Raw genomic sequence first — 24,318 nt, 5'->3', positions numbered from 1 at the left:
CGAGTGACTTGTGATTAGGACACTGCCCTGACTGGCCCAATCTGTCCGAGACCCGTCAAGCCCTGCCAAGGCCCCCTATTTCAGACCCGGCGCTTGGCCGCCTCGTACAGCACGACACCAGCGGCGACTCCCGCGTTCAGGGACTCCGCGCCGCCCGGCATGGGGATCCGGACCAGGTAGTCGCACGTCTCGCCGACCAGGCGGGACAGGCCCTTGCCCTCGCTGCCGACGACGATCACGACTGGGCCGCCCAGCGCCTCGAGGTCGCCGACCTCGTGCTCACCGTCCGCCGCGAGGCCGACCACCGTGAGGCCCGCCTTCTGGTACGACTCCAGGGCCCGCGTCAGGTTGGTCGCGCGGGCGACCGGGGTGCGGGCCGCCGTGCCGGCCGAGGTCTTCCAGGCGCCGGCCGTCATGCCCGCCGCCCGGCGCTCGGGGACGACCACGCCGTGGCCGCCGAACGCCGACACCGACCGGACGACGGCGCCCAGGTTGCGCGGGTCGGTCACACCGTCGAGCGCGACGATCAGCGGGTCCTCGTGGTCGTCGAAGGCCGCGGCCGCGAGGTCCTCGGGGTGCGCGTACTCGTACGGCGGGACCTGGAGCACCAGGCCCTGGTGGTTGAGCCCGTTCGTCATCCGGTCGAGCTCGGGGCGCGGCGCCTCCATGATGTGGATGTTGCCGCGGCCGGTGGCGAGCTGGAGCGCCTCGCGCACCCGCTCGTCGTTGTCGATGAACTGCTGGACGTAGAGCGTGGAGGCGGGCACGCCGTCACGCAGCGCCTCGAAGACGGGGTTGCGGCCGACGACCATCTCGGACGTGCCCTTGCCGCCGCGCCGGGCGACGGGGCGGCGCGTGGCCTGCTTTGCCTGGGCGTTGGCGATGCGGTTCTTCTTGTGCCCCTTACGGGCGGAAGCCGGCGGCGTCGGGCCCTTGCCCTCGAGGCCACGGCGTCGCTGGCCACCGCTGCCGACCTTCGCGCCCTTCTTGTTGGACGTGCGGCGGTTCCTGCGCTGGCTGTTCCCGGCCATGACTACCTGTTTCCTGAAGCTTCGAATACGTACGTATGTAGAAAGTGTGCCCCCGGGAGTCCGGGCGGGCTGTTTTTGTCCCGGGGGACACCCCCGGACCCCCGGCTGTCGCCGGTCAGCGGGGTCCGAGGGTCCAGCGCGGCCCGTCAGGACCGTCCTCGATGACCAGGCCCGTCTGCTGCAGCTGGTCGCGGATGGCGTCGGCGGTCGCCCAGTCCTTGCGGGCGCGGGCCGCCTCGCGCTGCTGCAGCACCAGCCGGACCAGGGTGTCGACGACGCCGTGGAGGTCTTGGCCGCGGTCGGCCTCGCCCGCCCAGTGCTCGTCCAGCGGATCCAGGCCGAGGACGCCGAGCATGGCCCGCACCTCGGCGAGCCGGGCGACGGCGGCTTCTTTGTCGTCGGCGGCCAGTGCGGAGTTCCCTTGGCGGACCGTGGTGTGGACGATGGCGAGCGCCTGCGGGACGCCCAGGTCGTCGTCCATCGCCTCGGCGAAGGCGGGCGGGACCTCGGGCGCGGCATCGACCGGGCCCCCGGCCTTCTCGACGACGCGCTGCACGAAGCCCTCGATCCGCGCGAACGCGGACTCGGCCTCGCGCAGGGCCTCCTCGCTGTACTCGATCATCGAGCGGTAGTGTGGCGTACCGAGGTAGTAGCGCAGCACGATGGGCCGCCAGCGCTTGACCATCTCGGAGACGAGCACGGAATTGCCGAGCGACTTCGACATCTTCTCGCCGCTCATCGTGACCCAGGCGTTGTGCACCCAGTACTTCGCGAACTCGTCGCCGAAGGCCTTGGCCTGGGCGATCTCGTTCTCATGGTGCGGGAAGATCAGGTCGATCCCGCCGCCGTGGATGTCGAACGCCTCGCCCAGGTACTTGTGCGCCATCGCCGAGCACTCGAGGTGCCAGCCGGGGCGGCCACGGCCCCACGGGGTCTCCCAGGAGGGCTCGCCGGGCTTGGCCGCCTTCCACATGGCGAAGTCGCGGGGGTCGCGCTTGCCGGTCTCGCCCTCGCTCTCCGGCTGCAGCAGGTTGTCCAGCTCCTGGTTGGACAGCTCCAGATAGCCCTCGAAGGAGCGCACGTCGAAGTAGACGTTGCCGTCGGCCTCGTAGGCGTGCCCGCGCTCGATGAGGCCGCGCATCATCTCGACCATCTCGGTGATGTGGCCGGTGGCGCGCGGTTCGTACGTGGGCGGCAGGCAGCCGAGGGCGTCGTAGCCGTCGTTGAAGGCGCGCTCGTTCTCGTACCCGATCGACCACCAGGGGCGGTTCTGCTCCGCCGACTTCTTGATGATCTTGTCGTCGATGTCCGTCACATTGCGCACGAACGTCACGTCATAACCGCGGTACTCGAACCAGCGGCGCATGATGTCGAAATTCAGACCCGACCTGATGTGCCCGATGTGCGGGGCAGCCTGCACCGTAGCGCCGCACAGGTAGATCGAGACACAACCCGGCAGGAGCGGGGTGAAGTCACGGATCTGCCGGGTGCTGGTGTCGTACAGGCGAATGGTCACGCATCAAGGGTAGTGGCCCGATGCCAGTGCCCCGTGCCCCTTCTGGGCCGCGGGGACAACTTTGTGACTATGTCCGACCGGAATACGAGTGGGCGCCGGGTCTTCCTGTCAACAACTCGCCCCCCGTATCGGGCATTTCACGCCGGGTTTCAGCCGGCCGTCCGGAACACCAGTGCCGTGGCGATCGCGGCCAGTCCCTCGGCGCGACCGGTAAGCCCGAGCCCGTCCGTCGTGGTGCCCGACACGGAGACGGGCGCGCCGACCGCCTCACCCAGCGCCTTCTGGGCCTCGTCACGCCGCTTGCCGATCTTCGGGCGTACGCCGATGACCTGGACGGCGACATTGCCGATCTCGAAACCCTCGGCCCGTACGATCCGCGCCGCCTCGGCGAGCAGCGTGACACCGGAGGCACCGGACCACTCGGGGCGGTCCGTGCCGAAGTGTGCGCCGAGGTCGCCGACGCCGGCCGCCGAGAAGAGCGCGTCGCACGCGGCGTGGGCGGCCACGTCGCCGTCGGAGTGCCCGGCGAGCCCGTCCTCGCCCTCCCACAGCAGTCCGGCGCACCACAGTTCGCGCCCCGGCTCGAAGGCGTGGACGTCGGTCCCGATGCCGATCCGGGGCACCTTAAAAGCCATCGTTGGCCCTCCTCCGGGCGAGGACCGCCTCGGCGAGTACGAGATCGAGGGGGCGGGTCACCTTGAACGCCTCCTCATGGCCGGGTACGACCACGACGGGCTCGCCGAGCTGCTCGACCATGCCCGCATCGTCCGTCGCGCCCTCGCCGTTCAGCACGCCCGTCTCGTGCGCGCGCACGAGCGTGTCCCGGTCGAAGCCCTGCGGGGTCTGTACGGAGCGCAGCCGGGCCCGCGGGGGAGTGGCGACGACCGGCTCGGGCGCGCCCTTCTCGCCCGGCTCGACCTCCTTGACGGTGTCCGCGAGCGGCAGCGCGGGCACGACGGCCGGCGCGCCGTCCCGTACCGCCTCGATGACGGCGTCCACGGTGTCGACGGGCACCAGCGGGCGGGCGGCGTCATGGACGAGGACGATGCTGATGTTGTCCGGGAGCGCGTCGAGTCCGAGACGTACGGACTCCTGGCGGGTGTCACCGCCCGGCACGACCAGATAGTCGGTCCTCTGGGGCAGGGCGTGCTCGTCGAGGAGGTTCTTGACCTCGGGTGCGCCCTCGGGCGGGGCCACCACGACGACGAGCGAAACGGCCCGGGACGCGGCCATGGCGCGTACCGCGTGGATGAGCATGGGCGTGCCGTTCAGCGTACGGAGCGCTTTGGGGGCGCCTGGGCCGAGCCGTACTCCCCGGCCGGCCGCCGGGATCACCGCTGCGGTGCGGTACGGGCGCGATTCGTCTGACATCGGTTGCACTCCCGCAGGTTTGTTTCCTCGGCCGACATGGGTATGGCCACAGCGTGCCGGGCGCGACGCCTTGACCGGACCCTTCCGTGACAACTGGTCTGCGCCAGCCGCCCGGGCCCGGCACACCAAAGGGTCGGGGTGTTGTGCGTGCTGTGAGCGGCGGCGAAAAGCAGAGGCACGTCAAGTAGAGACACATGGAGATGGACATGCCGCAGCGCCCGGCGACAGGACTGTAGTAGTCACAGCATGTCAGCGGGCACCGCGGCATTTTTTGTGCGTTGTGTGCGTCAGGACGCGAGGACCTCGTCGAGCAGAGCCTCGGCCTTGTCTTCGTTGGTGTTCTCCGCGAGGGCGAGCTCGCTCACCAGGATCTGGCGCGCCTTGGCGAGCATCCGCTTCTCACCTGCGGAGAGCCCACGCTCACGCTCACGACGCCACAGGTCACGCACTACTTCGGCGACCTTGATGACATCGCCGGAGGCGAGCTTCTCGAGATTTGCCTTGTAGCGACGGGACCAGTTCGTCGGCTCTTCTGCATACGGTGCGCGCAGCACCTCGAAGACCCGGTCGAGCCCGTCCTGACCGACCACATCGCGTACGCCTACGAACTCCGCATTGTCCGCCGGCACGCGAACCGTCAAGTCGCCCTGGGCGACCTTGAGCACCAAGTAGGTCTTGTCCACGCCTTTGATCTGGCGAGTTTCGATGGCCTCGATCAGCGCGGCCCCGTGATGGGGATAGACCACGGTGTCGCCAACCTTGAACGTCATGTGACAGGTACCCCTTCCGTGGCTATCCAGAGTAACACGAGAACCGCTTCTTCTGAATGGCGTTTTCGCAGGTCAGGGCATATCTCGGGGCTTGACAACTGCAACACGAACGTGCTGCGGACGACTTGTGGAGGGGGGTATTCGCAGGTCGGAGCGGCTCTACGGGCGGACAGAAACGCGCGCGTTACACACCGCAAGACCCCCCTCAAGGGGTATGAACGTCCCGATTTGCCTGGTTCCCAGTGGTGAACTTCCCGTACTCCGTTCGGCGGTCGGTCACCCGTACGGACGGATCCGCGCCGAATCCGGAATTGATCACCGGCAGGTATTCGGCAAGGAATGTGCGGTGGCCCGGGGAATTGATCACCGCTGTTATGTGAACGGAGTACGAAACGGCGAGAGCACGGGGCGGCGGACCGGCCGGGGCGGGCGAAGGGGCGGGTCGGGTGCGGGGCGGGCACGGGCGATCGGTAACCTAAGCGCGAACTGACACAGGCTTGGCGATCTGCGGGCCGGTTGGCACGCCAGTTCACCAGCCCGTCCCCAGCCAGTCAGACCGTCCGTACGCCCAAGGAGATGCCGCCGCCGTGAGCCGCAGCCTTCGACGCGGTGCCCTCGCCGCCACTGCCGTCGTGTTCTCGATCGCCTCGCTCGCCGCCTGCGGCGCGGGCAACAACGCGGAGACTCTCAAGGTCAAGCCGGACAATGCCGCGACGGCGGTCGACACCATCGAGATCCAGAACGCGACGGTGATCACTCAGCCGAAGGTGGACGCCGAAGGCCCTGCGGCCGTCTCCGCGACGGTCTTCAACAACGGCTCCAAGCAGCAGACGCTCGACGCGATCACGCTGCCGGGTTCGAACACCGCGGTGAAGCTGTCCCCGGCCCAGGGCTCGGGCCCGATCACCGTTCCGGCGCAGGGCTCGGTGATCATCGGCGGCGCGGGCAACGCGTCCGCGGTGATCGAGAACGGCCAGGAGGTGGCGAAGAACGCGGGCGGCGTGCAGGAGGCCGTCTTCCGCTTCAGCGAGACGGGCGACGTGAAGTTGCAGGCGTTCGTGGTGCCGGCGACGAGCTTCTTTGCGAGCTACGGCCCCAGCTCGCTGCCGAAGCCGCCGGCGCAGGAGGGCGAGCCCTCCGGCACCCCGTCCACGACGCCGTCCGGCACCCCCTCCCCGACGGCCACGGGCCAGGCGGGCACGCCGGGCAACGGCGAATCGGGCGAGCCGGGCACCCCGTCGGACTCGTCGTCGGCGTCCCACGACGCGGGCCACTGACGCAGCGGTACGCGTACGCATACGAGGGCGCCCCGCCAGAAGCCTGGCGGGGCGCCCTCGTATGTTCCTGGCCGGTTTGGCTCTGTTCCGGGCCGGGTTACGGCTCGAACTTGTAGCCCAGACCACGCACCGTCACCAGGTACCGCGGCGCACCCGGGTCCGGCTCGATCTTGGCTCGGAGGCGCTTGACGTGGACGTCCAGCGTCTTGGTGTCGCCCACGTAGTCCGCGCCCCAGACGCGGTCGATCAGCTGCATACGGGTCAGCACCCGGCCCGCATTGCGCAGCAGCATCTCCAGCAGGTCGAACTCCTTCAGTGGGAGATCGACCTTCCCGCCCGAGACCGTGACGACGTGGCGGTCCACGTCCATCCGGACCGGGCCGGCCTCCAGGGCCGCCGGGGTGACCTCCTCCGGCTCTCCGCGGCGGCGCAGGACCGCGCGGATGCGGGCGACCAGCTCCCGCGAGGAGAAGGGCTTGGTGACGTAGTCATCGGCTCCTATTTCCAGCCCGACGACCTTGTCGATCTCGCTGTCCTTGGCGGTCACCATGATGACCGGGACGTTCGAGCGGCCGCGCAGCTGGCGGCACACCTCGGTGCCCGGCAGCCCGGGCAGCATCAGGTCGAGGAGAACGAGGTCGGCGCCATTGCGCTCGAACTCGTCGAGCCCCTCGGGCCCCGTGGTCGCGATGGCGACCTCGAAGCCCTCCTTGCGGAGCATGTAGGACAGGGCGTCGCTGAATGATTCCTCATCCTCGACGACGAGCACTCGGGTCACGGAAGGACCTCCGGGGCAGGGATTTCGGCGTTCGGATCGGTGTCGAAAGGCCGGTCGTCGTCCTCGTCGACGCGATCCGGTCCGTTGGATGAGCGTTCCCGGCCGGCGCCCGCTTCGGGCAGCCGCAGGGTGAATGTGGAGCCCTGGCCCTCGGAGCTCCACACAGTGACCTCCCCGCCGTGCGAGGCGGCCACATGCTTGACGATGGCCAGGCCCAGGCCGGTGCCTCCGGTGGCCCGGGAGCGGGCGGGGTCGACGCGGTAGAACCGCTCGAAGACCCGCTCACGGTCCTTCTCGGAGATGCCGATGCCCTGGTCGGTGACGGCGATCTCGATGAGATCCCCACCGGGCGCGGAGACACGGCGCGCGGATACGCCGACACGGGTGCGGGCCGGCGAGTAGTTGACGGCGTTCTCGACCAGGTTGCCGAGTGCCGCGGCGAGCTGGCCGCGGTTGCCCCAGATGCGCAGGTCGGCGGTGGATCCCCCAGGGCCTCCGCCCCCGACGGCCATCGTGATCTGTTTGGTGGAAGCGGGGTGCCGGGAGCGGTCGATGGCCTCGGCGACCAGTTCGTCCACGCGTACCGGTTCGGCGTCCTCCAGCGGGTCGTCGTTCTGCACCCGGGAGAGGTCGATGAGCTCCTGTACGAGATTGGTGAGCCGGGTCGCCTCGATCTGCATCCGGCCAGCGAAACGGGTGACCGCCTCGGGGTCGTCCGAGGCGTCCATGACCGCCTCGGAGAGCAGGGAGAGCGCACCGACCGGGGTCTTGAGCTCATGGCTTACGTTCGCGACGAAGTCCCGCCGTACCGCTTCGATCCGGCGGGCCTCGGTGAGGTCCTCGACCAGCAGAAGGACGAGCCGGGAGCCGAGGGGGGCCACCCGGGCGGAGACGGCGAGGGCCTCGCCGCGGCCAGTGCCGCGCCGGGGCAGGTCCAGTTCCACCTGCCGTATCTCGCCGTCGCGACGGGTGTCGCGGGCCATGTGCAGCATCGGCTCGACGGCGAGCTTCCCGCCGCGGACCAGACCGAGGGCGTACGCCGCGGAGCTGGCCTTGACGACGGAGTCGCTCTCGTCGAGTACGACAGCGGAGGAGCGGAGCACGGACAGGACCGTGTCGACGCCGGGCGGCAGCACGGCGTCGGTGTGCAGGGAAGTGCGAGTGGGTCTCGCCTGGTCGCGTTCGCTCCAGCGGAACGCCAGCATGGCGATGACACCGGTACACAACCCGGCGATCGCTGCCGCTGCGGCGACCGCCGCGTTCACGTCCATGCATCCAGGTTATGCGTGGTCGGCGAGATGCTCCCAGCCATTCGGGTGGCACCTCGAACAGTCGTCGCCCAGAGTTCACCAAGGGGATAGTGCCGGTTCATTTGCGAGGGAGACTCCGGACGCGTAACGGACAGAACGTGGGAGCGTGGGGGTCCACAGGGGCACCCCTGACCCCACCCGGACCCCGGTCACATCTAGAGAGGGACACCCCATGCGGGACGCGTACCACGAGGAACTGGACTCGATCGGCGAGGGCCTGGTCGAAATGGCCCGGCTGGTCGGGTCGGCGATCGGGCGCGCCACCACGGCCATGCTCGACGCCGATCTCAAGCTCGCCGAGAACGTGATCGCCGCCGACCAGAAGGTCGACGATCTGCAGCACGACCTGGAGGCACGGGCGATCGCCCTGCTGGCCCGGCAGCAGCCGGTCGCGACGGACCTGCGGATCGTGGTGACCTCGCTGCGGATGAGCGCCGACCTGGAGCGCTCGGGCGACCTGGCCCAGCATGTGGCCAAGCTGGCCCGGCTGCGCTTCCCCGACAAGGCCGTGCCGAACGACCTGCACGCCACCATCCTGGAGATGGGGCAGCTGGCACAGCGGCTGATGGCCAAGGCGGCGGAGGTCATCATCACCAAGGACGTCGACCTGGCGCTGCAGCTGGAGACGGACGACGACGAGATGGACCTGCTGCACCGCACGCTCTTCCAGCACCTGATCGACGACCGCTGGAAGCACGGCATCGAGACGGCGGTGGACGTGACGCTGCTCGGCCGCTACTACGAGCGCTTCGCCGACCACGCGGTGTCGGTGGCGAAGCGGGTTGTGTACCTGGTCACGGGCGAGCACGCGGACGAGCTCCAGCCGCCGACGCAGGTCGAGGGCGCGTAACCGCCGCGGAGGCCCGGCGGGCGGGCCATGCCTCCGCGCGCTGTTGATGCGCCCGCCGCAGTGGGCATGGGATGGGCAGAGGCGGCACATCTCGTACGCCCATGAGGAGGGACCATGGCCGAATCCCCCACGACCGAACTTCAGCAGGACACACCTGTTGAAGTGGTGTTCCTGCCCGTCCTCGGCGCCTGCGGCTGCGGCTCCGGCTGTGGCTGCGGCTGCCAGTCGGGCGCGCCCTGCCAGTGCGGCGGCTGCTGCGGCTAGCCGAACGCTAGTACGACTTCGTATGGCATCGTACGCATACGAGAGGGCCCCATCCTCAACGGACGGGGCCCTCTCGCGTACGTACCGCGCTACTTCTTCTTGCCCTGGTTCTTGACCGCCTCGATCGCCGCCGCCGCGGCGTCCGGGTCGAGGTAGGTGCCGCCCGGCTTGAGCGGGTTGAAGTCCTCGTCGAGCTCGTAGACCAGCGGGATGCCGGTGGGAATGTTCAGGCCCGTGATGTCGGCGTCCGAGATGCCGTCGAGGTGCTTGACCAGTCCGCGCAGGCTGTTGCCGTGGGCGGCGACCAGGACCGTGCGGCCCGTCAGCAGGTCCGGGACGATGCCGTCGTACCAGTACGGCAGCATCCGCTCGACTACGTCCTTGAGGCACTCGGTGCGCGGGCGCAGCTCGCTCGGGATCGTCGCGTAGCGCGGGTCGTCGCTCTGCGAGAACTCCGTGCCGTCCTCGAGGGCCGGCGGCGGGGTGTCGTACGAACGGCGCCACAGCATGAACTGCTCCTCGCCGAACTCGGCCAGGGTCTGCGCCTTGTCCTTGCCCTGGAGCGCGCCGTAGTGACGCTCGTTCAGCCGCCAGGAGCGGTGGACCGGGATCCAGTGACGGTCCGCGGCCTCCAGCGCCAGCTGCGCCGTGCGGATGGCGCGCTTCTGCAGTGAGGTGTGCAGTACGTCGGGGAGCAGGCCGGCGTCCTTCAGCAGCTCACCGCCGCGGACTGCCTCCTTCTCGCCCTTCTCCGTCAGGTTGACGTCCACCCAGCCGGTGAACAGATTCTTCGCGTTCCATTCGCTCTCGCCGTGGCGGAGGAGGATCAGCTTGTACGGTGCGTCGGCCATGTGTCCGAGCCTAATAGACGCCGCCGACGGTTGACGGCCCGCGTCAATTGGCTGGCGGCCGGGGCCCGGCGTATGTAACTTGCGGATGCGCACTAAGCCACTTACACCCGGGGGGAATCCGTATGTCAGTCGCCGGTCTGAGACGTGCCGCGAGAGAGAGCGTCTCGGGACTCCCCCGCGAGTTCTGGTGGCTGTGGACGAGCACTCTGGTCAACCGACTTGGGGCTTTTGTCGCCACTTTCATGGTGCTCTATCTGACTTTGGACCGGGGCTATTCGGCCTCGTACGCGGGGCTGGTGGTAGCTCTCCACGGGCTCGGCGGCGTCGTCTCCTCCCTCGGCGCGGGTGTGATGGCCGACCGGCTCGGACGGCGGCCGACCCTCCTGATCTCGCAGAGTTCGACGGCCGTCTCGGTGGCCGTACTCGGCTTCATGCAGCACCCCGCCGCCATCGCGGCCGTCGCCTTTGTGGTGGGCATGGCGAGCAACGCCTCCCGGCCCGCCGTGCAGGCGATGATGGCCGACATCGTCCGGCCCGAGGACCGGGTGCGGGCCTTCTCGCTCAACTACTGGGCGATCAACCTGGGGTTCGCCGTCTCGTCGGCGGCCGCGGGCTTCATCGCCGAGTACAGCTACCTCGCAGGCTTCCTGGGCGAGGCCGCGATGACGCTGATCTGCGCGGTCGTCGTCTTCGTCAAGCTTCCGGAGTCGCGGCCCGAGCGGGCGAAGGCGACGGCGGCGGGGCCCGCGGAGCCGGAGATCAGCCTGGGGACCGTGCTGCGCGACGGGCGGTTCATGAGCGTCGTCGGGCTTTCGTTCCTCATCGCACTGATCTTTATGCAGGGGCCTGTCGGACTGCCGCTGGCGATGGGCGCGGACGGCTTCTCCAGCTCGGACTTCGGCATGGCGATCGCCGTCAACGGCGTGCTGATCGTCGCCCTGCAGATCCCGGTCACCCGCCTCATCGAGCACCGCGATCCGCGTCGGCTGCTGATCATCTCCTCGCTGCTTGCGGGGTACGGCTTCGGGCTCACCGCCTTCGCCGGGTCGATCGCCGTGTACGCGCTGACCGTCTGCGTCTGGACGCTGGCCGAGATCGTCAACGCGCCCACCCAGACCGGACTTGTGGTGCGGCTTTCGCCGGTGCACGCCCGCGGCCGCTACCAGGGCATGCACACCATGTCCTGGTCGGTGGCGGCGCTGGTCGCGCCGCTGCTGGCCGGCTTTGTCATCGACCGGTTCGGCGCGGAGTGGCTGTGGGGCGTGTGCGCGGTGCTGGGGACGGTGGCCGGGCTCGGGTACTGGCTGCTGATGCGCGGGCTGCCGGCGAATGACGAGGACGCAAAGGGCGAGGACGCGGAAGACGAGGACGTGGAAGACGAGGATGTGGCGGCCGAGGATGTGGCGGCCGAGGACAAGCCGGTGCGGGACACGGTCAGTCCGCCTGCTGCCGTTCAGTAGACGCCGCCTCCTGCCGCACCCCCGCGCTCGTCGATCGCTCAGGTGCGCAGCGCCCGCTGGGCCTCGTACAGATTGCGGGGGCGTACGGCGCCGGGGGCGCCGTACGCCTCCAGGCGGGAGTTGAGGCTCCCCTTGAAGTCCGGGACGTCGATCTGGTCGAACTCCCGGACCGTGGAAATGGCCACGGTCGCGCTGTACGGGGCGATCTCGTCGATCTTGATCAGTCCGGCGCGCTCATTGGCGACCGTCACATTCCAGTGGGTGAAGCGAGCGCCATAGAGGGGGCCGGCGGAAGCGTCGCCGCCGTGGCGGCCGTTGTTGTTCACGGTGATCTCGGTGCGGACGTTGGCGAACGGCATCCCTCGGTGGGTGTCGAAGGTGCCCATCTCCATCCGGCCGCGCGACCACACGTTGTAGCTGGACAGGCCTTCCACATTGATGCCGTGGAGCTGTGTGTTCGCGGGCGCCGCGACGGTGCGCTGCGCGATGGTGAAGTCCTCGATGAGGTTGTCGTGCGAGCCCTCGCGGCAGAAGTACGGGTGGTGCGAGCCACGGCCTTCGACGCTGGTGCGGCGCAGCGTGCAGGCGGAGGCGGCGACCAGGCCGAAGCCGTTGTCGACGTGGCGGACGGTGATGTCGTCGGCCCAGCAGTCGTACGCGCACTGGAAGGTAACGCCGTTGTACCCCTTGTCGAGGAGGTGCTGGGACTGCGGGGTCTCGACGGCTTCCAGGGTGAGCCCTTCGACGCCGGAGCCGGTGAGGGGGGTGACGAGGGTGGTGATTCTCGGGTCCCATTCGGGGCGTAGGTCGAGCGGCAGCGGCCGCTCGAAGGGGACCGTGCTCCGCTTGACGGCCGCGATGCGGACGGGCCATTCATAGGGGACGTACGAGGTCAGCTTGGTCTTGTCGTCCCAGACGTACGCCTCGGGGCCCGCACCGCCGCCCGCCATGTGCTCGAGCAGGGTGTGGCCGGCGTCGTCGGCGAGGCGGAGCAGGACGAGCTGTCCGCGGCGGAGCTGGGAGGCGTCGGGGACGGTGACGGACCAGTCGCCGCGGCTCGCGGGTCGGACGGTGGCGAGGGTGCGCCACTCGTCGCGCTTGTTGCCGGTCCAGCCCTCGAAGGGCCAGGCCTTGGCCTTGATGGCATCGGTGAGGCTGTTCCAACGCGCTTGCGGGCAGAGCCAGATGAGGCCGCCGGCCCAGGACCAGGAGGACTTGTCGCCGCCGTAGCGGCTGCCGTACGGGCCGATGAGCTCGGTGAGATTCTTTGTGGCGTACAGCGTGGTGCGGGCGCTGCCCGCGCCGCGTAGGACGACGTTGCTGTGGCCGATGCGGATGACATCGTCGATGCGGTAGGTGCCGACGGGTATATGGACCGTGCCGCCGCCGCGTTCGCCAACAGCGGCGACGGCACGGTTGATCGCGGGGGCGGCGTCGGCGGAGCCGTCCGGTTTCGCCCCGTACGCAAGGACGTTGGCGACGACGGGCCGGCGGGGGAAGTTCTTGGCACCGCCTCGCTGTCCGGCCCGTCCCACGTACGGGATCTGGGGGTGGTTGCAGGGCGCGCGGCGGAACTCCGTCCACAGGAGGGAGGTGGCTTTCCTCTCACCGGCGACCGCGGTTCCGGCGCCCGTGATGCCGCCCGTGATGCCACCCGTGACGCAGGCCGTCGCGACGGCTGTGGCACTGCCGAGCAGACTCCGTCTGCTGATGGCGCGTTGACCGGTCCCCATGAGCCCGCCTTCCATAGATGTGAACTACGTTCAGGTGTGCGTCGGCGGCGAGCATGCCACGAGGCCGCGGCGCACGGAAGGGGTCGAGCAGCAGGGAACCGTAAGGTAACCGGGTCTGGATCCGGCTCAGTTGGCCGGGCGCTGAGTCAGATGTGTGAACGCGTCCAGGTTCCGCGTCGACTCGCCCCGCGACACCCGCCACGCGTACTCCTTGCGGATCGCGCTCGCGAAGCCCAGCTCCAGCAGTGTGTTGAAGGAGCCGTCCGCCGCTTCAAGGACCGTGCCCAGCAGGCGGTCCAGCTCCTCCGGGGTGACGACGGACAGCGGGAGCCTGCCGACCAGGTAGATGTCGCCGAGCCGGTCGATCGCGTAACTCACTCCGTACAGGCGGAGGTTGCGCTCAAGCAGCCAGCGGTGGACCGCCGCGTCGTTCTCGTCCGGGTGGCGGATCACAAAGGCGTTGATGGACAGCGAGTGCTTGCCGACAAGCAGCGAGCAGGTCGTCGACAGCTTGCGGGTGCCGGGGAGTTTGACGACGTACGAGCCGGGTTCCGGGCTCTCCCAGTCGAGCTCTGCGTCCTTGAGGGTGCGCTCGATGACCTGCGCGGCCTGCTGTACCGCGGCCTGCTGTACGTCAGCCATGGTGCGAGCGTACCCGTCGGCGGTGTTCGGACATCGCCGCCGTGTAGACGTCCGCCGTCGCCGACGCCGCCGTGTCCCAGCCGAAGGACTCGGCGTGCCGGGCGGCCGCCGCGCCCATGCGGGCGGCGAGGGCCGGGTCGGCGAGGAAACGGTGCAGCGCGGCCGCGTAGTCCGCCGGGTTGTGGCCCTGGACCAGGATGCCGGTCAGCTCGTCGCGTACCGCCACCGGAAGGCCTCCGACGGCGGCCGCCACCACGGGCGTGCCGGTCGCCTGCGCCTCGATCGCCACCAGGCCGAAGGATTCGCTGTACGAGGGCATGACCAGCGTCGACGCGGCCCGGAACCAGTCCGCGAGCTGGTCCTGGCCGACCGGCGGCTTGAAGTGGACGAGGTCGGCGATGCCGAGGCGGGCGGCCAGTTTCTGCAGGCCCTCCGGCTTGGCGAGGCCGCTGCCGCTCGGACCGCCGACGATCGGCACGTAGAGCCGCGAGCGCAGCGAGGGGTCCTGCTCAAGCAGCAGCGCGACCGCGCGGAGCAGGATGTCGGGGGCCTTCAGGGGCTGGATGCGGCCCGCGAAGAGGGGCACGAAGGCGTCCTGGGGCACGCCTATCCGGGCCCGCGCGGCGGCGCGCCCGTCAGCCGGACGGAAGCGGTCCAGGTTCACGCCGGGGTGCACGACGGCGACCTTCGCCGGGTCGGCGTCGTAGAAGCGGACGAGCTCGTCGGCCTCCTCCGCGGTATTCGCGATCAGCCGGTCCGCGGCGCTGACGATCTGCGTCTCGCCGATGACGCGGGACGCCGGCTCGGGTGTGTCGCCCTCGGCGAGCGCGGCGTTCTTGACCTTGGCCATGGTGTGCATGGCGTGCACGAGCGGGACGCCCCACCGCTCGGCCGCGAGCCAGCCGACATGGCCGGAGAGCCAGTAGTGGGAGTGGACCAGGTCGTAGTGGCCGGGGCGGTGGCCTGCCCATGCCTGCATCACGCCGTGTGTGAAGGCACACAGCTGGGCGGGGAGGTCCTCCTTGGCGAGGCCTTCGTAGGGCCCGGCGTCGACATGGCGTACGAGTACGCCGGGAGCCAGCTCCACGACCGGCGGGAGCCCGCCCGCGGTCGCCCGCGTGAAGATCTCGACCTCGATGTTGATGGCGGCGAGGCGCTTGGCGAGTTCGACGATGTAGACGTTCATGCCGCCCGCGTCGCCCGTCCCCGGCTGGTGCAGCGGGGAGGTGTGGACGCTGAGCATGGCGATCCGGCGCGGCTTGCGATGGCCACCGGGGAACCTGATGCGCGGAGCCACCAGACCGCTGCCGAGGCGGGAGACGTACTGGCTCACGTCGAAGGTCCTCCTCGTTCCGGGCAGGGCAAGCTGCGGAAAAGCAGCCCTCCACCAGCTGACAACAGCGGACTCTGCCCTTCCATTTCCCGCCCTCTTCCGATTTGCCAAATCATTACCTTCGGACCGCCGTGTCGCGAACGCATACCCTCGCTCCATGACCCGTCCCGTCGGCACCGCGACCCGCGGGACGACCAACCCCAACCGGCTGCGCCGAATGGACCGCTGGATCGCGGCCACCCACGGCCCCGCCCTGCGCCGCGGCGAGGCGCCCGTCGCCGTCGATCTCGGCTACGGCGCCGCCCCCTGGACCGCCCTGGAACTGCTCCAGCGGCTGCGCACCGCCGACCCCCGCTGCGAGGTCGTCGGCATCGAGATCGACCCGGCGCGAGTTGCGGCAGCGAAGCCGTACGAGCGCGAGGGGCTCAGCTTCCGGCACGGCGGCTTCGAGGTCCCCCTCCCGGCGCGGCCGACGCTGATACGGGCCGCCAATGTGCTGCGGCAGTACGACGAGGGCGAGGTCGCCGCCGTCTGGGCGCGGCTCTGCGCGCGCCTCGCACCCGGCGGGCTGCTGGTCGAGGGCACCTGCGACGAGATCGGGCGGCGGCACGTCTGGGTCGCGCTGGGCCCACAGGGGCCGCAGACAGTCACCTTCGCGACCCGGCTCGGTTCGCTGGAGCGACCGTCCGACTTGGCGGAACGCCTCCCCAAGGCGCTGATCCACCGCAATGTGCCGGGCGAGCCGGTGCACGCCTTCCTGCGGGACTTCGACCGGGCGTGGGCGGCGGCGGCTCCGTACGCCTCGCTGGGCGCCCGGCAGCGCTGGATCAAGGCCGTGGGGGACCTGGCGGGCGACTGGCCACTGGCGGACGGCCGGCGGCGGTGGCGGCAGGGGGAAGTCACGGTGAACTGGGCCGCGCTCGCACCCAATTCTGTCTGAACAGGCGCGAACGGGGGAACGCAGAGGGAGCGTTGTTCGTCCCTGACGGGTGGGATTGATCGGCCGATCGGCAGCGATGTGCCGGGGGACCCTGTCACTTTTGCGGACGTCGTGGCACCATCTCGACGTCAACCGTAAGTTACTGACGGTAAATCATATTTAGGTTCTGGCGCTCGTACTGAGTCCGGAGACCGGAGGGGAAGTCGTGAACCGACGCCGCTGTGCCACTGCCGCGATCACTTTGGTCTGCGCACTGACTGTGCTGGCGTCACCCGGCCAGGCGTTCGCGGCTCCCGAGCCGCCGCCGGCAGCCGGCCCGGTCGCGCCGAAGAAGTCGCTGGAAGAGGTACGCCTCGAGCTCGACGGGCTCTACCGCAAGGCGTCGTCCGCGACCGACGCGTACAACCTCGCCGAGGAGCAGGCCGACAAGCAGTCGGCCGAGATCGTCAAGCTGGCGCAGGAGATCGTGAAGGGCCAGGCCCGTATCGACGAGTTGAAGAACCGCGCCGGCGCCGCCGCCCGCGCCCAGTACCGCGACGGCGGACTGCCGCCCGAGGCGCAGCTGGTGCTCACCGACGACCCGCAGCTCTTCCTCGACGGGGCAGGCAGGATCCAGCAGGGCCAGAAGGCGACCAAAGACCTCCTGGGCGAACTGACCAGGACGCAGGCCGACTTGGCGTCGTACACCAAGGACGCGAGCGCCCACTGGCAGAAGCTGGAAGCCAACCGCGTCAAGCAGGCCAAGGCCAAGAAGGAGATCAACGACCGGATCGCCGCGGCCAAGAAGATAGAGGACCGGCTGGAGAAGGAGGAGCGCGAGTGGCTGCTCCAGCTGGAGCAGCAGGCGCAGTACAAGGCGCAGACGGCCTGGTTGAGCTCCGGCGCGCTCAAGGACGTCAACAGCAAGTCGAGCGCGCAGGGCAAGAAGGCGATCCGGTTCGCGACGGCGCAGATCGGCAAGCCGTATGTGTGGGGCGCGGAGGGCCCGGGGTCGTACGACTGCTCGGGGCTTACGTCACAGGCATGGGCGGCCGCGGGGCGCGGCATCCCGCGCACCTCGCAGGAGCAGTGGCGGCTGCTTCCCCGGATCGCCATCAAGGACATGCGGCCGGGCGACTTGATCATCTACTGGGCGGACGCCAGCCATGTGGGGATGTACATCGGCGACGGCGCGATCGTGCACGCCCCGCGTCCGGGGCGGAATGTGACGATTGCGGGCGCGGGCTCGATGACGATTCTCGGAGTCGTACGCCCCGACAAGTGACGCATATGACCCTCGTGATGTTCGTCATGGCCGCCTTCAGGTGATGTTCGTCATGGCCGCCTTCAGGGACGAAGGGGCAAGTACCGCCCCATGCGCGGCATATGACAGTGACTCTTTGCGGTACGCCGTGTCGTACGCCATTCCGCTCGGCTGCCGGTACCGCTAGTGTCCTCGTCCGGTGGGGCGTCGAACGTCGCTCGACCGCGCCCTCGGGGGGAGGGAAGGAAGACCAGTCAGATGCCCGTACCTGTACCGCGACAGAGGAACGCCTCCGTCGCGGCCCCCGCCCATGGGAGCACCAATGGCGGCGACCTCACCCTCCTGGTGATCGAGGACGACCCGGCGGGCACCTTCACCGTCCCCGAGCTGCTCGACGCGGCCGGGACCCGGGTCCGTATCCGCACCGCCCGCAATCTCACCGAGGCGGAGCGGCTGCTCACGGACGACGTCCACTGCATCCTCGTCGACCTGGCGCTGCCCGGCGCCGGCGAGGAGGAGCTCGGCCCGCTCAAGCACGTGCTGCGGCTCGCGCCGCGCCACGCGGTCCTCGCCCTGACCACATCGGGAGACGCCGAGCGCGCCGCGGAGGCGGTACGTGTCGGCGCCCAGGACCATCTGTTCCGCGACGAGCTCGACGGACGGCTGCTGAGCCGCGCCATCCGGTACGCCGTCGAGCGCAAGCGCGCCGATGTGACCCAGGTCAAACTCGCCGAGTCCCGGATGCGCGCCCAGGAGAACGCCCGCCTGGAGCGCGGACTGCTGCCCACCCCGCTGCTCGAGGGCTCGAACCTGCGGTTCGCGGCGCGCTACCGGCCGGGCCGCTCGCGGGCGCTGCTCGGCGGCGACTTCTACGACACGGTCCGCACCCCGGACGGCACGGTCCACGCGATGATCGGCGACGTCTGCGGGCACGGCCCGGATGAGGCGGCGCTCGGCGTCGAGCTGCGCATCGCCTGGCGGGCCCTGACGTTCGCAGGCCTGTGCGGGGACGAACTGCTCTCCACGCTCCAGCAGGTCCTGGAGCACGAGCGGGAGAGCGAGGAGATCTTCGCGACGCTCTGCACGGTCGACATCGCGCCGGACGGCCGTCGGGCCGGCCTGTGCCTGGCGGGCCACCCCGCGCCGCTGATCGCCCGGCAGGGGCGCGCGGCGCAGTTGCTCCCGTACGAGGACGGCGGCCCGGCGCTCGGCCTGCTGCCGCGGGCCCGCTGGCCGCGCCGCCAGGTGGAGCTGGGCGGCGCCTGGAGCCTGATGATGTACACGGACGGGCTGATCGAGGGCCGTCTGGGGCCGGGCGCGAAGCAGCGGCTCGGCCAGGACGGGATGGTCGAGATGATCAACCGGCAGCTCGCGGCGGGACTGGACGGCGAGGCGCTGCTGGAGTCGGCGGTCGCGGAGGTGCGCGAGCTCAACGGCGGGGAGCTGACGGACGACGTGGCCGTGCTGCTGCTCAGCAGAAACGGTTCGCGGAGCTAGCGCGCCCGGGTCTGGGCGGCTGCGCCTGGGGGCCTGGGCCCGGGGGCCTGGGTCTCGCTACCGGCCGCCGTTGTACGGACCGTACGGACCGTCGCTGCTGGAACCGCCGCCCTTGCGGCCGCCGCCGGAGACCTGCTTGAGGGCGGGCCGTACGTCCACGAAGAAGACGATCGTGGCGATCAGCCCGGCGATCGACAGGAACAGCACGGAGACGAACACGTTCAACGCGACCGTGACGCCCAGGATGATCAGCCAGAAGGACTTCTTCTGCTTGTCGGCGGCGCGGTAGGCGTCCTCGCGGGCCAGGGCAGCCATGACCAGTGCGGTCACGGAGGAGACGAGGAAGACCAGGTCGAGGATCAGCCAGAGACCGAGGTCGAATCCCGCACGCAACATGCTGAGCACCGCCTAAGAAGTGGTTTCGTAGCGCCTCGCGGCCAAGGTACCGGGAGAACGCGCCGGGCACCCCGAAGGGGCCCGGCCCGTCCGCTCGATACTGCTGGCCTACCCAGCACTGGCCTACCCAGACCTGGCCTGCTGGCGCTGGGCCTGCCGGCGCTGGGCCTGCTCGCGCTGGCCCTGCTCGCGCTGGCCTACTTGGTCGGCGGGGTGGCCTTCTTCGCCGCGGGCTTGCGCGACGGCGGGGCCTTGCGGGCGGCCGGAGGAGCGGGCTTCTTCGACTCGGCCTTGGGCTCGGCCTTGGCCTCGGTCTTCGCCTCGGTCTTCGCCTCGGTCTTCGGCTCCGCCTTCACCTCGGCCGCGGGCTCGACGGCGACAGCGATCTCGGCGATCTCGTCGGCCGCCTCGCCGCGCCACGCCCGCACGGTCTGCTCGCCGTGCTCGGCGACCTTCTCGTACGCCTCACGGGCCTTGACGGCGTACTCGGCGGCCACGCCGACGCTGCGCAGCGCCAGGTCCTGAGCGCTCTCGCCCAGCTTCTTCAGGTCGGTGTCGAAGGTCTCGAGCACCTCGGTGACCTTGGCCTGAACGGTGGCCTGGGCCTCCTTGGCCTGGATGGTCACCTTCTCCTGGACGGCCTTGGGGTCGGTGTTGCGTACGGCATCGATACGGCTCGGGGCCTCGGCCTTGAGCTGCTCGATCAGCGCGGGGACCTTCTTCGCCTGCTGAACGGCGAGATCGGCCGTGCCGGCCGCGAAGTAGAGGGGGGTCGGGTCGGTGAGGGTCTTACGCAGGTCATCGGTGATGGCCATGACTGTGGTCCTCCCGGATCGCAAGTCGGTGTTCAGGCTGAGGGTTTGTCGGCATCACTGCCGTCGGCCGTGCGGGGGCCGTCATCGTCGGCATCCATTCCATGTGCATCCGTGCCGCTCACATCTATGCCGTTTTCCCTGCGGAAGGACTCGTAGATCTGCAGCAGCACTTGCTTCTGCCGCTCGTTGATCGAGGGGTCGGCGAGGATGACGGCGCGCGTCTCCAGCTCGTCCCGCTCCCGCTCGTCGAGAATCCCGGCCCGCACGTACAGCGTCTCGGCGGAGATCCGCAGGGCCTTGGCGACCTGCTGCAGCACTTCCGCGCTCGGCTTGCGCAGCCCGCGCTCGATCTGGCTCAGATACGGATTGGACACCCCGGCGGCATCGGCGAGCTGCCGGAGCGAGAGCTGCGCGGTGCGCCGCTGCTCGCGCAGGTACTCGCCGAGATTGCCGACGTTGAGTGATGCCATGCCTTGATGGTGCACCAGGCGTGCTAACTATTGCAAGCACATGCTTGCAATAGTGTTCCAAGGCACATGTGACTGGGTGCTACTCAGCACGCCGACTGTCGTGCTGTCCCGTCTCAAGCGACCCGCTCCAATCTCACCAAAGCTGATCTGATCCGGGCCTGCGTCTCACTGAACCTGCTCTGCGACTGACTACCGTGAGTCGAGGGCGTTTCGGGGGCTGATACTGGTGGGCGGCGTCGCGACCGTCCGGAGGAGCCTTGCCCGGCACGGGACCCTGTGCCGCTTCCGGCGCCGGATTCTCAGCCGGGTTGCTTGGCCATGACGACCAGACCTGGCCCGCTTTGCTCATCTGCAGGGAGCCGAAGTTCGGCGACCGGGCGCAGTCCAGCCTGCTCGATCAGGTCCACGAGTTGTTCCGGCCGCCATTTGTGCGTCGTCCAACGAACGGGTACACCTCCGTAGGCCTCGGTGCGCACCGCGTCTTCGTCGCCGACGTGTGTAGCGGTGATGAAGTGTCCGCCTGGCTTCAGGGCGCGCGCGAACAGGGCGAGAACCTGAGGAAGGACGTCACGGGGGAGGTTGAACAGTGACCACCACCCGAGCACGCCGCCAAGGGACGCTTCACCAAGGTCGAGGTCGGTCGCAGAGGCAACGCTGAAGCGGCATTGCGGATGAAGACGGCGCGCGTTCTCAATCATGCGAGGAGAGAGATCGACCCCGGACACGTCGAGTCCGCGTTCGGCAAGGTAGGCGGTCACCGTTCCGGGTCCGCAGCCGACGTCGAGGACAGGCCCAAGCTCGCTCACGGTGTCAGCGAAGGCGTCGATTGATGCCTTGAGCCATGGATGGCTACGGATGTCGCCGACTCCCGTCGTCACCACCATGTGGGCGTAGTTGTCGGCCACGCGGTCATAGGACTCACGGACCACGTCGAGATCGGCTGGGCGGTCAATATGGTGGGCGCGCATCAGCCGACGATAGTGTGCGACGGCCTACTGGTGGGCTCTCGCATTCAACTGTCACCAGTTCCCCGTGGAACCCAACCGGCCGGTGACCGTGTGTGATCTCCAGCGTCGTATCGGCTCCACGTCCTACCGGTCTCATTGCGCAGGCGGGTAGTGGTCTCATCGGGCTGGAAGCGTCAACCCCTCGATCCCTGACCGTCAGCCCTCGCCCGACTCCCGGGCCCGCCGCTTCAGCCCAACCTCGACGTCGTGCCGGTTCTGCCCGGTCGCCGCCGCGTGCGCCGTGATCGCAGCCGTCAGCGCCTCGGCCGCGTCCAGCCACGGCCGCCACGCTTCCGACGAGTAGCCGTGTTCCGTCGCTTCTTCGCGCGCCCGGTTCGCTGCGCGCTGCAGCTCAATCAGCTCATCCACTGGCCCTGGACCGATGTCATCACCGCCGGATCCAGCGACTCGAAGCCCTTCCCGGCCCCGGCCGACCGGCAACACCTCACCCCGACGAATCGGCAGCACCTGCCGGAGCAGTGGAATCCGGTGCCCACCCGACGCGACATCCGGGCCCGCAGTCTGTCCACTACCAGTCCGGCCAGCCGAATCAGGCCGCCGAAAGAACTCACGACCCGTCACGAAGGTTCGAGGTTAGTGCGTTTACGAATTCTCGACATCCGGGTGGGCCCGTGCCACCGCTTCCTAGGAAGTCCAAACCCCCGGCGGTGCAGCCACGGGACGCACCCCGGGGTTCTTCCCGGGTGCATCGTGTACCCCATCGGTCTAACGTGGAGATGTAGGTGGCACGGGGTTGACACTGCAACAAGCTGCCCAAGGACGGGCACTTCGCCGCCTGGGAGCAGCCGGAACTCCTCGTGGAAGAGTTGCGCACGGCCTTCCGCTCCCTCCGGTAGACCGTGCCCGACCGACGACACATGCCCTCGCGCGGCGGGGCGTCAATACCGAGCCGCTCGGCCGCCCAGGGCTGCGCGGCCACGTCGTCCTCATGGATTTCTGGGCATCGGGCGCAGGAGAACGATATGAGCACTCAAGAGCAGGGCGGCGCACAGGGCGGCGCACAGGGCGGCGTCAAAGAGCCGACCGTGGATATGAAGATCGAGGTCCACATTATCCCCGTCGCTGACGTCGACCGTGCCCTGCGCTTCTACCAGAGCCTGGGATGGCGGCTCGATGCGGACTTCGAGGCCGGCCCAGAATTCCGGATCGTTCAGCTGACGCCGCCTGGGTCGGAATGCTCGATCATCTTCGGCCGCGGGGTCATCTCCGCGGCGCCTGGATCCGCAGAGGGCTACCTCGTGGTCTTCGACCTCGACAAAGCCCGCGCCGACCTCGCCAGCCGCGGTGTTGAGGTAAGCAAGATCTTCCACAAGGTCTACGACACCGGCGCTGAAGTACGGGTCGACGGCCGCGATCCAGACGGCCGCAGCTACGCCTCCTACGCCTCGTTCAGCGACCCGGACGGAAACGGGTGGGTACTGCAAGAGGTGCAGGAGCGACTACCTGGACGGTGACGACTCAGGAGGCTTTTGCCGTGGACGTAGCCGCGTTGACAGAACTTCTGCACGAGACGGCGGAGCACCATGGCCCGTACGAGGCATCCGCCCCCGAGCACAACTGGTGGGACTGGTATGCCGCGTATATGGTCGCCCGTGAGAACGGCCGGACACCCGATGAGGCGTCCGACGACGCCGCGCGCCACATGGAAGCACTATTGCGATAATGGCCGACTACGAGGGCGTCTCTCTGCAAGGACATCGGCCCCCTCATATGCCTAACCTTGGGCTTTCACCAGAGGTGCTGTCCGATAGGTGATCGAGAAAGCAGAGTCCCTCTGAGCTGCAACGGTAGGACTTGCTGAGGGTCCTGTACGTGTGGCGAAAGAGGCACTCGCCAAGCGAAGAAGAGTAGCGGGCCCTACCGCGTGTCCGCGTCGAGGGCCGCGGGCGCGGGGGGGCAGGCCGGCTCGGTGCTGCTGTCGAGACGATCCGAAGTCCGGTCTGGACGGCGCGATATCGGCAGCGTCGGCGCCGTAGCGCAAGCCGTCCCTTTGCACGATCGTCGACCACGGCCAGGCCGGGTCCGGGGAGCCAGTGGCCGCCGTGCTGCGAGAGGCGCCGTCCAGTCGGCTGCACGTCGTCCGTGATCCGAGTGGGCTGGTGCCTGTGCTGTTTGGGTGCGGGCAGCGGCGGGGATTGCGTGGAGCATGATCCGAACCATTGTGCGCGGCTGCGCCGCGGGGGCCGCGGGGACGACCGCATTGAACGCCGTGTCCTATGCCGACATGGCTTTGCGCGGCAGGCCCGCCAGCAGTGTGCCGGAAACTTTGGTGGACACGATCGCTACCCGGATGGGGCTTCCGCTCCGGGACTCGGCCGAAAAGGGCAACCGGCTCATCGGTCTCGCAGCGGTGACGGGTGTCGCCGTGGGATGCGGGACGGGCGCCGCTGTAGCGCTGGTCCACCGGGCAGGCGCTCGGATGCCCCTGTGGTTGGGAGGGGCTCTTACCGGAGCATTGGTGATGGTCGTCGCCGACGTGCCGATTGCCCGCCTCGGGGTCAGCGATCCTCGCACCTGGTCAGCCGGCGACTGGGCCTCGGACGTGGTACCGCACTTTGTTTTCGGCCTGGTCACCTACGGCCTGGTGACCGCATGGGATCAGTAGCCGTGATTCGCCGCCACCATCTGACCTGCTTGGTGGGTCGGCGCAGCCTCGGGCCTGCGCGACATCCCTGGGAGCGCCCTGATCTCGGGGCAATCGGCCCACGTCTCGACCGCGCCGTGGGCGGCCCACGCCCCGAGC

26 protein-coding genes are annotated in these 24,318 nt (G+C 69.2%); 10 read left to right on the top strand and 16 right to left on the bottom strand.

Features of this window, described 5'->3' with window-relative positions; all coding sequences use genetic code 11:
• Positions 1-80: 80 nt before the first annotated feature.
• The 5 genes from rlmB to QFZ67_RS21060 form a co-directional block, all read right to left on the bottom strand.
• Positions 81-1,031, bottom strand: coding sequence for a 23S rRNA (guanosine(2251)-2'-O)-methyltransferase RlmB (rlmB, locus tag QFZ67_RS21080; RefSeq protein WP_307662624.1), 951 nt, complete (start codon positions 1,029-1,031; stop codon positions 81-83).
• 115 nt (positions 1,032-1,146) lie between these two features.
• Positions 1,147-2,547, bottom strand: coding sequence for a cysteine--tRNA ligase (cysS, locus tag QFZ67_RS21075; protein ID WP_307662623.1), 1,401 nt, complete (start codon positions 2,545-2,547; stop codon positions 1,147-1,149).
• Between the two features lie 149 nt (positions 2,548-2,696).
• Positions 2,697-3,182, bottom strand: a complete 486-nt coding sequence (gene ispF / locus QFZ67_RS21070; RefSeq protein ID WP_307662622.1) for a 2-C-methyl-D-erythritol 2,4-cyclodiphosphate synthase — start codon at positions 3,180-3,182, stop codon at positions 2,697-2,699.
• Positions 3,172-3,918 (bottom strand): 2-C-methyl-D-erythritol 4-phosphate cytidylyltransferase, encoded by a 747-nt coding sequence (gene ispD, locus QFZ67_RS21065; protein WP_307662621.1) that lies wholly within the window; start codon positions 3,916-3,918, stop codon positions 3,172-3,174. The genes ispF and ispD overlap by 11 nt, the downstream gene beginning before the upstream one ends.
• A 287-nt stretch (positions 3,919-4,205) precedes the next feature.
• Positions 4,206-4,688 carry a CarD family transcriptional regulator gene (locus QFZ67_RS21060; protein WP_003953493.1) on the bottom strand — a complete coding sequence of 161 codons (483 nt, stop codon included), beginning with the start codon at positions 4,686-4,688 and terminating at the stop codon, positions 4,206-4,208.
• Between the two features lie 587 nt (positions 4,689-5,275).
• Between QFZ67_RS21060 and QFZ67_RS21055 the strand changes: the two genes are divergently transcribed.
• Positions 5,276-5,965: a DUF461 domain-containing protein gene (locus tag QFZ67_RS21055; RefSeq protein WP_307662620.1), complete on the top strand. Its 690-nt coding sequence runs from the start codon at positions 5,276-5,278 to the stop codon at positions 5,963-5,965.
• A 97-nt stretch (positions 5,966-6,062) separates the two neighbouring features.
• On the opposite strand, the gene QFZ67_RS21050 is transcribed toward QFZ67_RS21055, so the two are convergent.
• Both QFZ67_RS21050 and QFZ67_RS21045 read right to left on the bottom strand, forming a co-directional pair.
• Entirely contained in the window at positions 6,063-6,743 is a 681-nt protein-coding gene (locus QFZ67_RS21050) for a response regulator transcription factor (protein WP_142217884.1), read from the bottom strand.
• A complete protein-coding gene (locus QFZ67_RS21045; RefSeq protein ID WP_307662619.1) occupies positions 6,740-8,014 on the bottom strand; it encodes a cell wall metabolism sensor histidine kinase WalK in 1,275 nt (424 codons plus the stop codon). Before QFZ67_RS21045 ends, QFZ67_RS21050 begins: the two co-directional genes overlap by 4 nt.
• 211 nt (positions 8,015-8,225) lie before the next feature.
• Here QFZ67_RS21045 and phoU point away from each other — a divergent pair, with 211 nt between their 5' ends.
• Together phoU and QFZ67_RS21035 are read left to right on the top strand one after the other, a co-directional pair.
• Positions 8,226-8,903, top strand: a complete 678-nt coding sequence (gene phoU / locus QFZ67_RS21040) for a phosphate signaling complex protein PhoU (RefSeq protein ID WP_307662618.1) — start codon at positions 8,226-8,228, stop codon at positions 8,901-8,903.
• 114 nt (positions 8,904-9,017) lie between these two features.
• Positions 9,018-9,167, top strand: a complete 150-nt coding sequence (locus QFZ67_RS21035; protein ID WP_307662617.1) for a hypothetical protein — start codon at positions 9,018-9,020, stop codon at positions 9,165-9,167.
• A gap of 89 nt (positions 9,168-9,256) precedes the next feature.
• Here the strand turns inward: QFZ67_RS21035 and QFZ67_RS21030 are convergent, their stop codons facing one another.
• Positions 9,257-10,018 carry a phosphoglyceromutase gene (locus QFZ67_RS21030; RefSeq protein WP_307662616.1) on the bottom strand — a complete coding sequence of 254 codons (762 nt, stop codon included), beginning with the start codon at positions 10,016-10,018 and terminating at the stop codon, positions 9,257-9,259.
• A gap of 122 nt (positions 10,019-10,140) precedes the next feature.
• Here QFZ67_RS21030 and QFZ67_RS21025 point away from each other — a divergent pair, with 122 nt between their 5' ends.
• Positions 10,141-11,478: an MFS transporter gene (locus QFZ67_RS21025; protein ID WP_307662615.1), complete on the top strand. Its 1,338-nt coding sequence runs from the start codon at positions 10,141-10,143 to the stop codon at positions 11,476-11,478.
• 38 nt (positions 11,479-11,516) lie between these two features.
• Here the strand turns inward: QFZ67_RS21025 and QFZ67_RS21020 are convergent, their stop codons facing one another.
• The 3 genes from QFZ67_RS21020 to mshA all read right to left on the bottom strand — a co-directional run bounded on the left by QFZ67_RS21020 (position 11,517) and on the right by mshA (position 15,186).
• A complete protein-coding gene (locus tag QFZ67_RS21020) occupies positions 11,517-13,211 on the bottom strand; it encodes a glycosyl hydrolase family 28-related protein (RefSeq protein ID WP_307662614.1) in 1,695 nt (564 codons plus the stop codon).
• Positions 13,212-13,337: 126 nt separating this feature from the next.
• Positions 13,338-13,853, bottom strand: a complete 516-nt coding sequence (locus QFZ67_RS21015) for a YbjN domain-containing protein (RefSeq protein ID WP_307662613.1) — start codon at positions 13,851-13,853, stop codon at positions 13,338-13,340.
• Complete coding sequence (gene mshA, locus QFZ67_RS21010) at positions 13,846-15,186, bottom strand: D-inositol-3-phosphate glycosyltransferase (protein ID WP_307662612.1); 1,341 nt, start codon at positions 15,184-15,186, stop codon at positions 13,846-13,848. Before mshA ends, QFZ67_RS21015 begins: the two co-directional genes overlap by 8 nt.
• 157 nt (positions 15,187-15,343) lie before the next feature.
• Between mshA and QFZ67_RS21005 the strand changes: the two genes are divergently transcribed.
• The 3 genes from QFZ67_RS21005 to QFZ67_RS20995 all read left to right on the top strand — a co-directional run bounded on the left by QFZ67_RS21005 (position 15,344) and on the right by QFZ67_RS20995 (position 18,866).
• On the top strand, positions 15,344-16,126 hold the full coding sequence (locus tag QFZ67_RS21005) for a trans-aconitate 2-methyltransferase (RefSeq protein ID WP_307662611.1): 783 nt from the start codon (positions 15,344-15,346) through the stop codon (positions 16,124-16,126).
• A gap of 205 nt (positions 16,127-16,331) precedes the next feature.
• Positions 16,332-17,390, top strand: coding sequence for a C40 family peptidase (locus tag QFZ67_RS21000; RefSeq protein ID WP_307662610.1), 1,059 nt, complete (start codon positions 16,332-16,334; stop codon positions 17,388-17,390).
• Between the two features lie 237 nt (positions 17,391-17,627).
• A complete protein-coding gene (locus QFZ67_RS20995; RefSeq protein WP_307662609.1) occupies positions 17,628-18,866 on the top strand; it encodes a PP2C family protein-serine/threonine phosphatase in 1,239 nt (412 codons plus the stop codon).
• Positions 18,867-18,923: 57 nt separating this feature from the next.
• Here QFZ67_RS20995 and QFZ67_RS20990 read toward each other — a convergent pair whose 3' ends face one another.
• The 5 genes from QFZ67_RS20990 to QFZ67_RS20970 all read right to left on the bottom strand — a co-directional run bounded on the left by QFZ67_RS20990 (position 18,924) and on the right by QFZ67_RS20970 (position 21,923).
• Positions 18,924-19,262 carry a DUF2516 family protein gene (locus tag QFZ67_RS20990; protein ID WP_307662608.1) on the bottom strand — a complete coding sequence of 113 codons (339 nt, stop codon included), beginning with the start codon at positions 19,260-19,262 and terminating at the stop codon, positions 18,924-18,926.
• 197 nt (positions 19,263-19,459) lie between these two features.
• A complete protein-coding gene (locus QFZ67_RS20985) occupies positions 19,460-20,077 on the bottom strand; it encodes a hypothetical protein (protein ID WP_307662607.1) in 618 nt (205 codons plus the stop codon).
• Between the two features lie 32 nt (positions 20,078-20,109).
• Positions 20,110-20,547: a helix-turn-helix domain-containing protein gene (locus QFZ67_RS20980; RefSeq protein ID WP_307662606.1), complete on the bottom strand. Its 438-nt coding sequence runs from the start codon at positions 20,545-20,547 to the stop codon at positions 20,110-20,112.
• 299 nt (positions 20,548-20,846) lie between these two features.
• On the bottom strand, positions 20,847-21,515 hold the full coding sequence (locus QFZ67_RS20975) for a class I SAM-dependent methyltransferase (protein WP_307662605.1): 669 nt from the start codon (positions 21,513-21,515) through the stop codon (positions 20,847-20,849).
• Positions 21,516-21,710: 195 nt separating this feature from the next.
• On the bottom strand, positions 21,711-21,923 hold the full coding sequence (locus QFZ67_RS20970) for a hypothetical protein (protein WP_307662604.1): 213 nt from the start codon (positions 21,921-21,923) through the stop codon (positions 21,711-21,713).
• Positions 21,924-22,537: 614 nt separating this feature from the next.
• Here QFZ67_RS20970 and QFZ67_RS20965 point away from each other — a divergent pair.
• From QFZ67_RS20965 to QFZ67_RS20955, 3 genes are all read left to right on the top strand, one after another.
• Positions 22,538-23,029 (top strand): VOC family protein, encoded by a 492-nt coding sequence (locus QFZ67_RS20965; RefSeq protein ID WP_307662603.1) that lies wholly within the window; start codon positions 22,538-22,540, stop codon positions 23,027-23,029.
• On the top strand, positions 23,026-23,238 hold the full coding sequence (locus QFZ67_RS20960) for a bleomycin resistance protein (RefSeq protein ID WP_307662602.1): 213 nt from the start codon (positions 23,026-23,028) through the stop codon (positions 23,236-23,238). Before QFZ67_RS20965 ends, QFZ67_RS20960 begins: the two co-directional genes overlap by 4 nt.
• A 483-nt stretch (positions 23,239-23,721) precedes the next feature.
• Positions 23,722-24,180: a hypothetical protein gene (locus tag QFZ67_RS20955; protein WP_307662601.1), complete on the top strand. Its 459-nt coding sequence runs from the start codon at positions 23,722-23,724 to the stop codon at positions 24,178-24,180.
• The last annotated feature ends 138 nt before the right edge of the window (positions 24,181-24,318 follow it).

Origin of the sequence: Streptomyces sp. V1I1 (assembly GCF_030817355.1) — a bacterium.
GTDB lineage: Bacteria > Actinomycetota > Actinomycetes > Streptomycetales > Streptomycetaceae > Streptomyces.
Note: the sequence above shows the minus strand (reverse complement) of the source record. Positions and strands in the feature narration are given on the sequence as shown.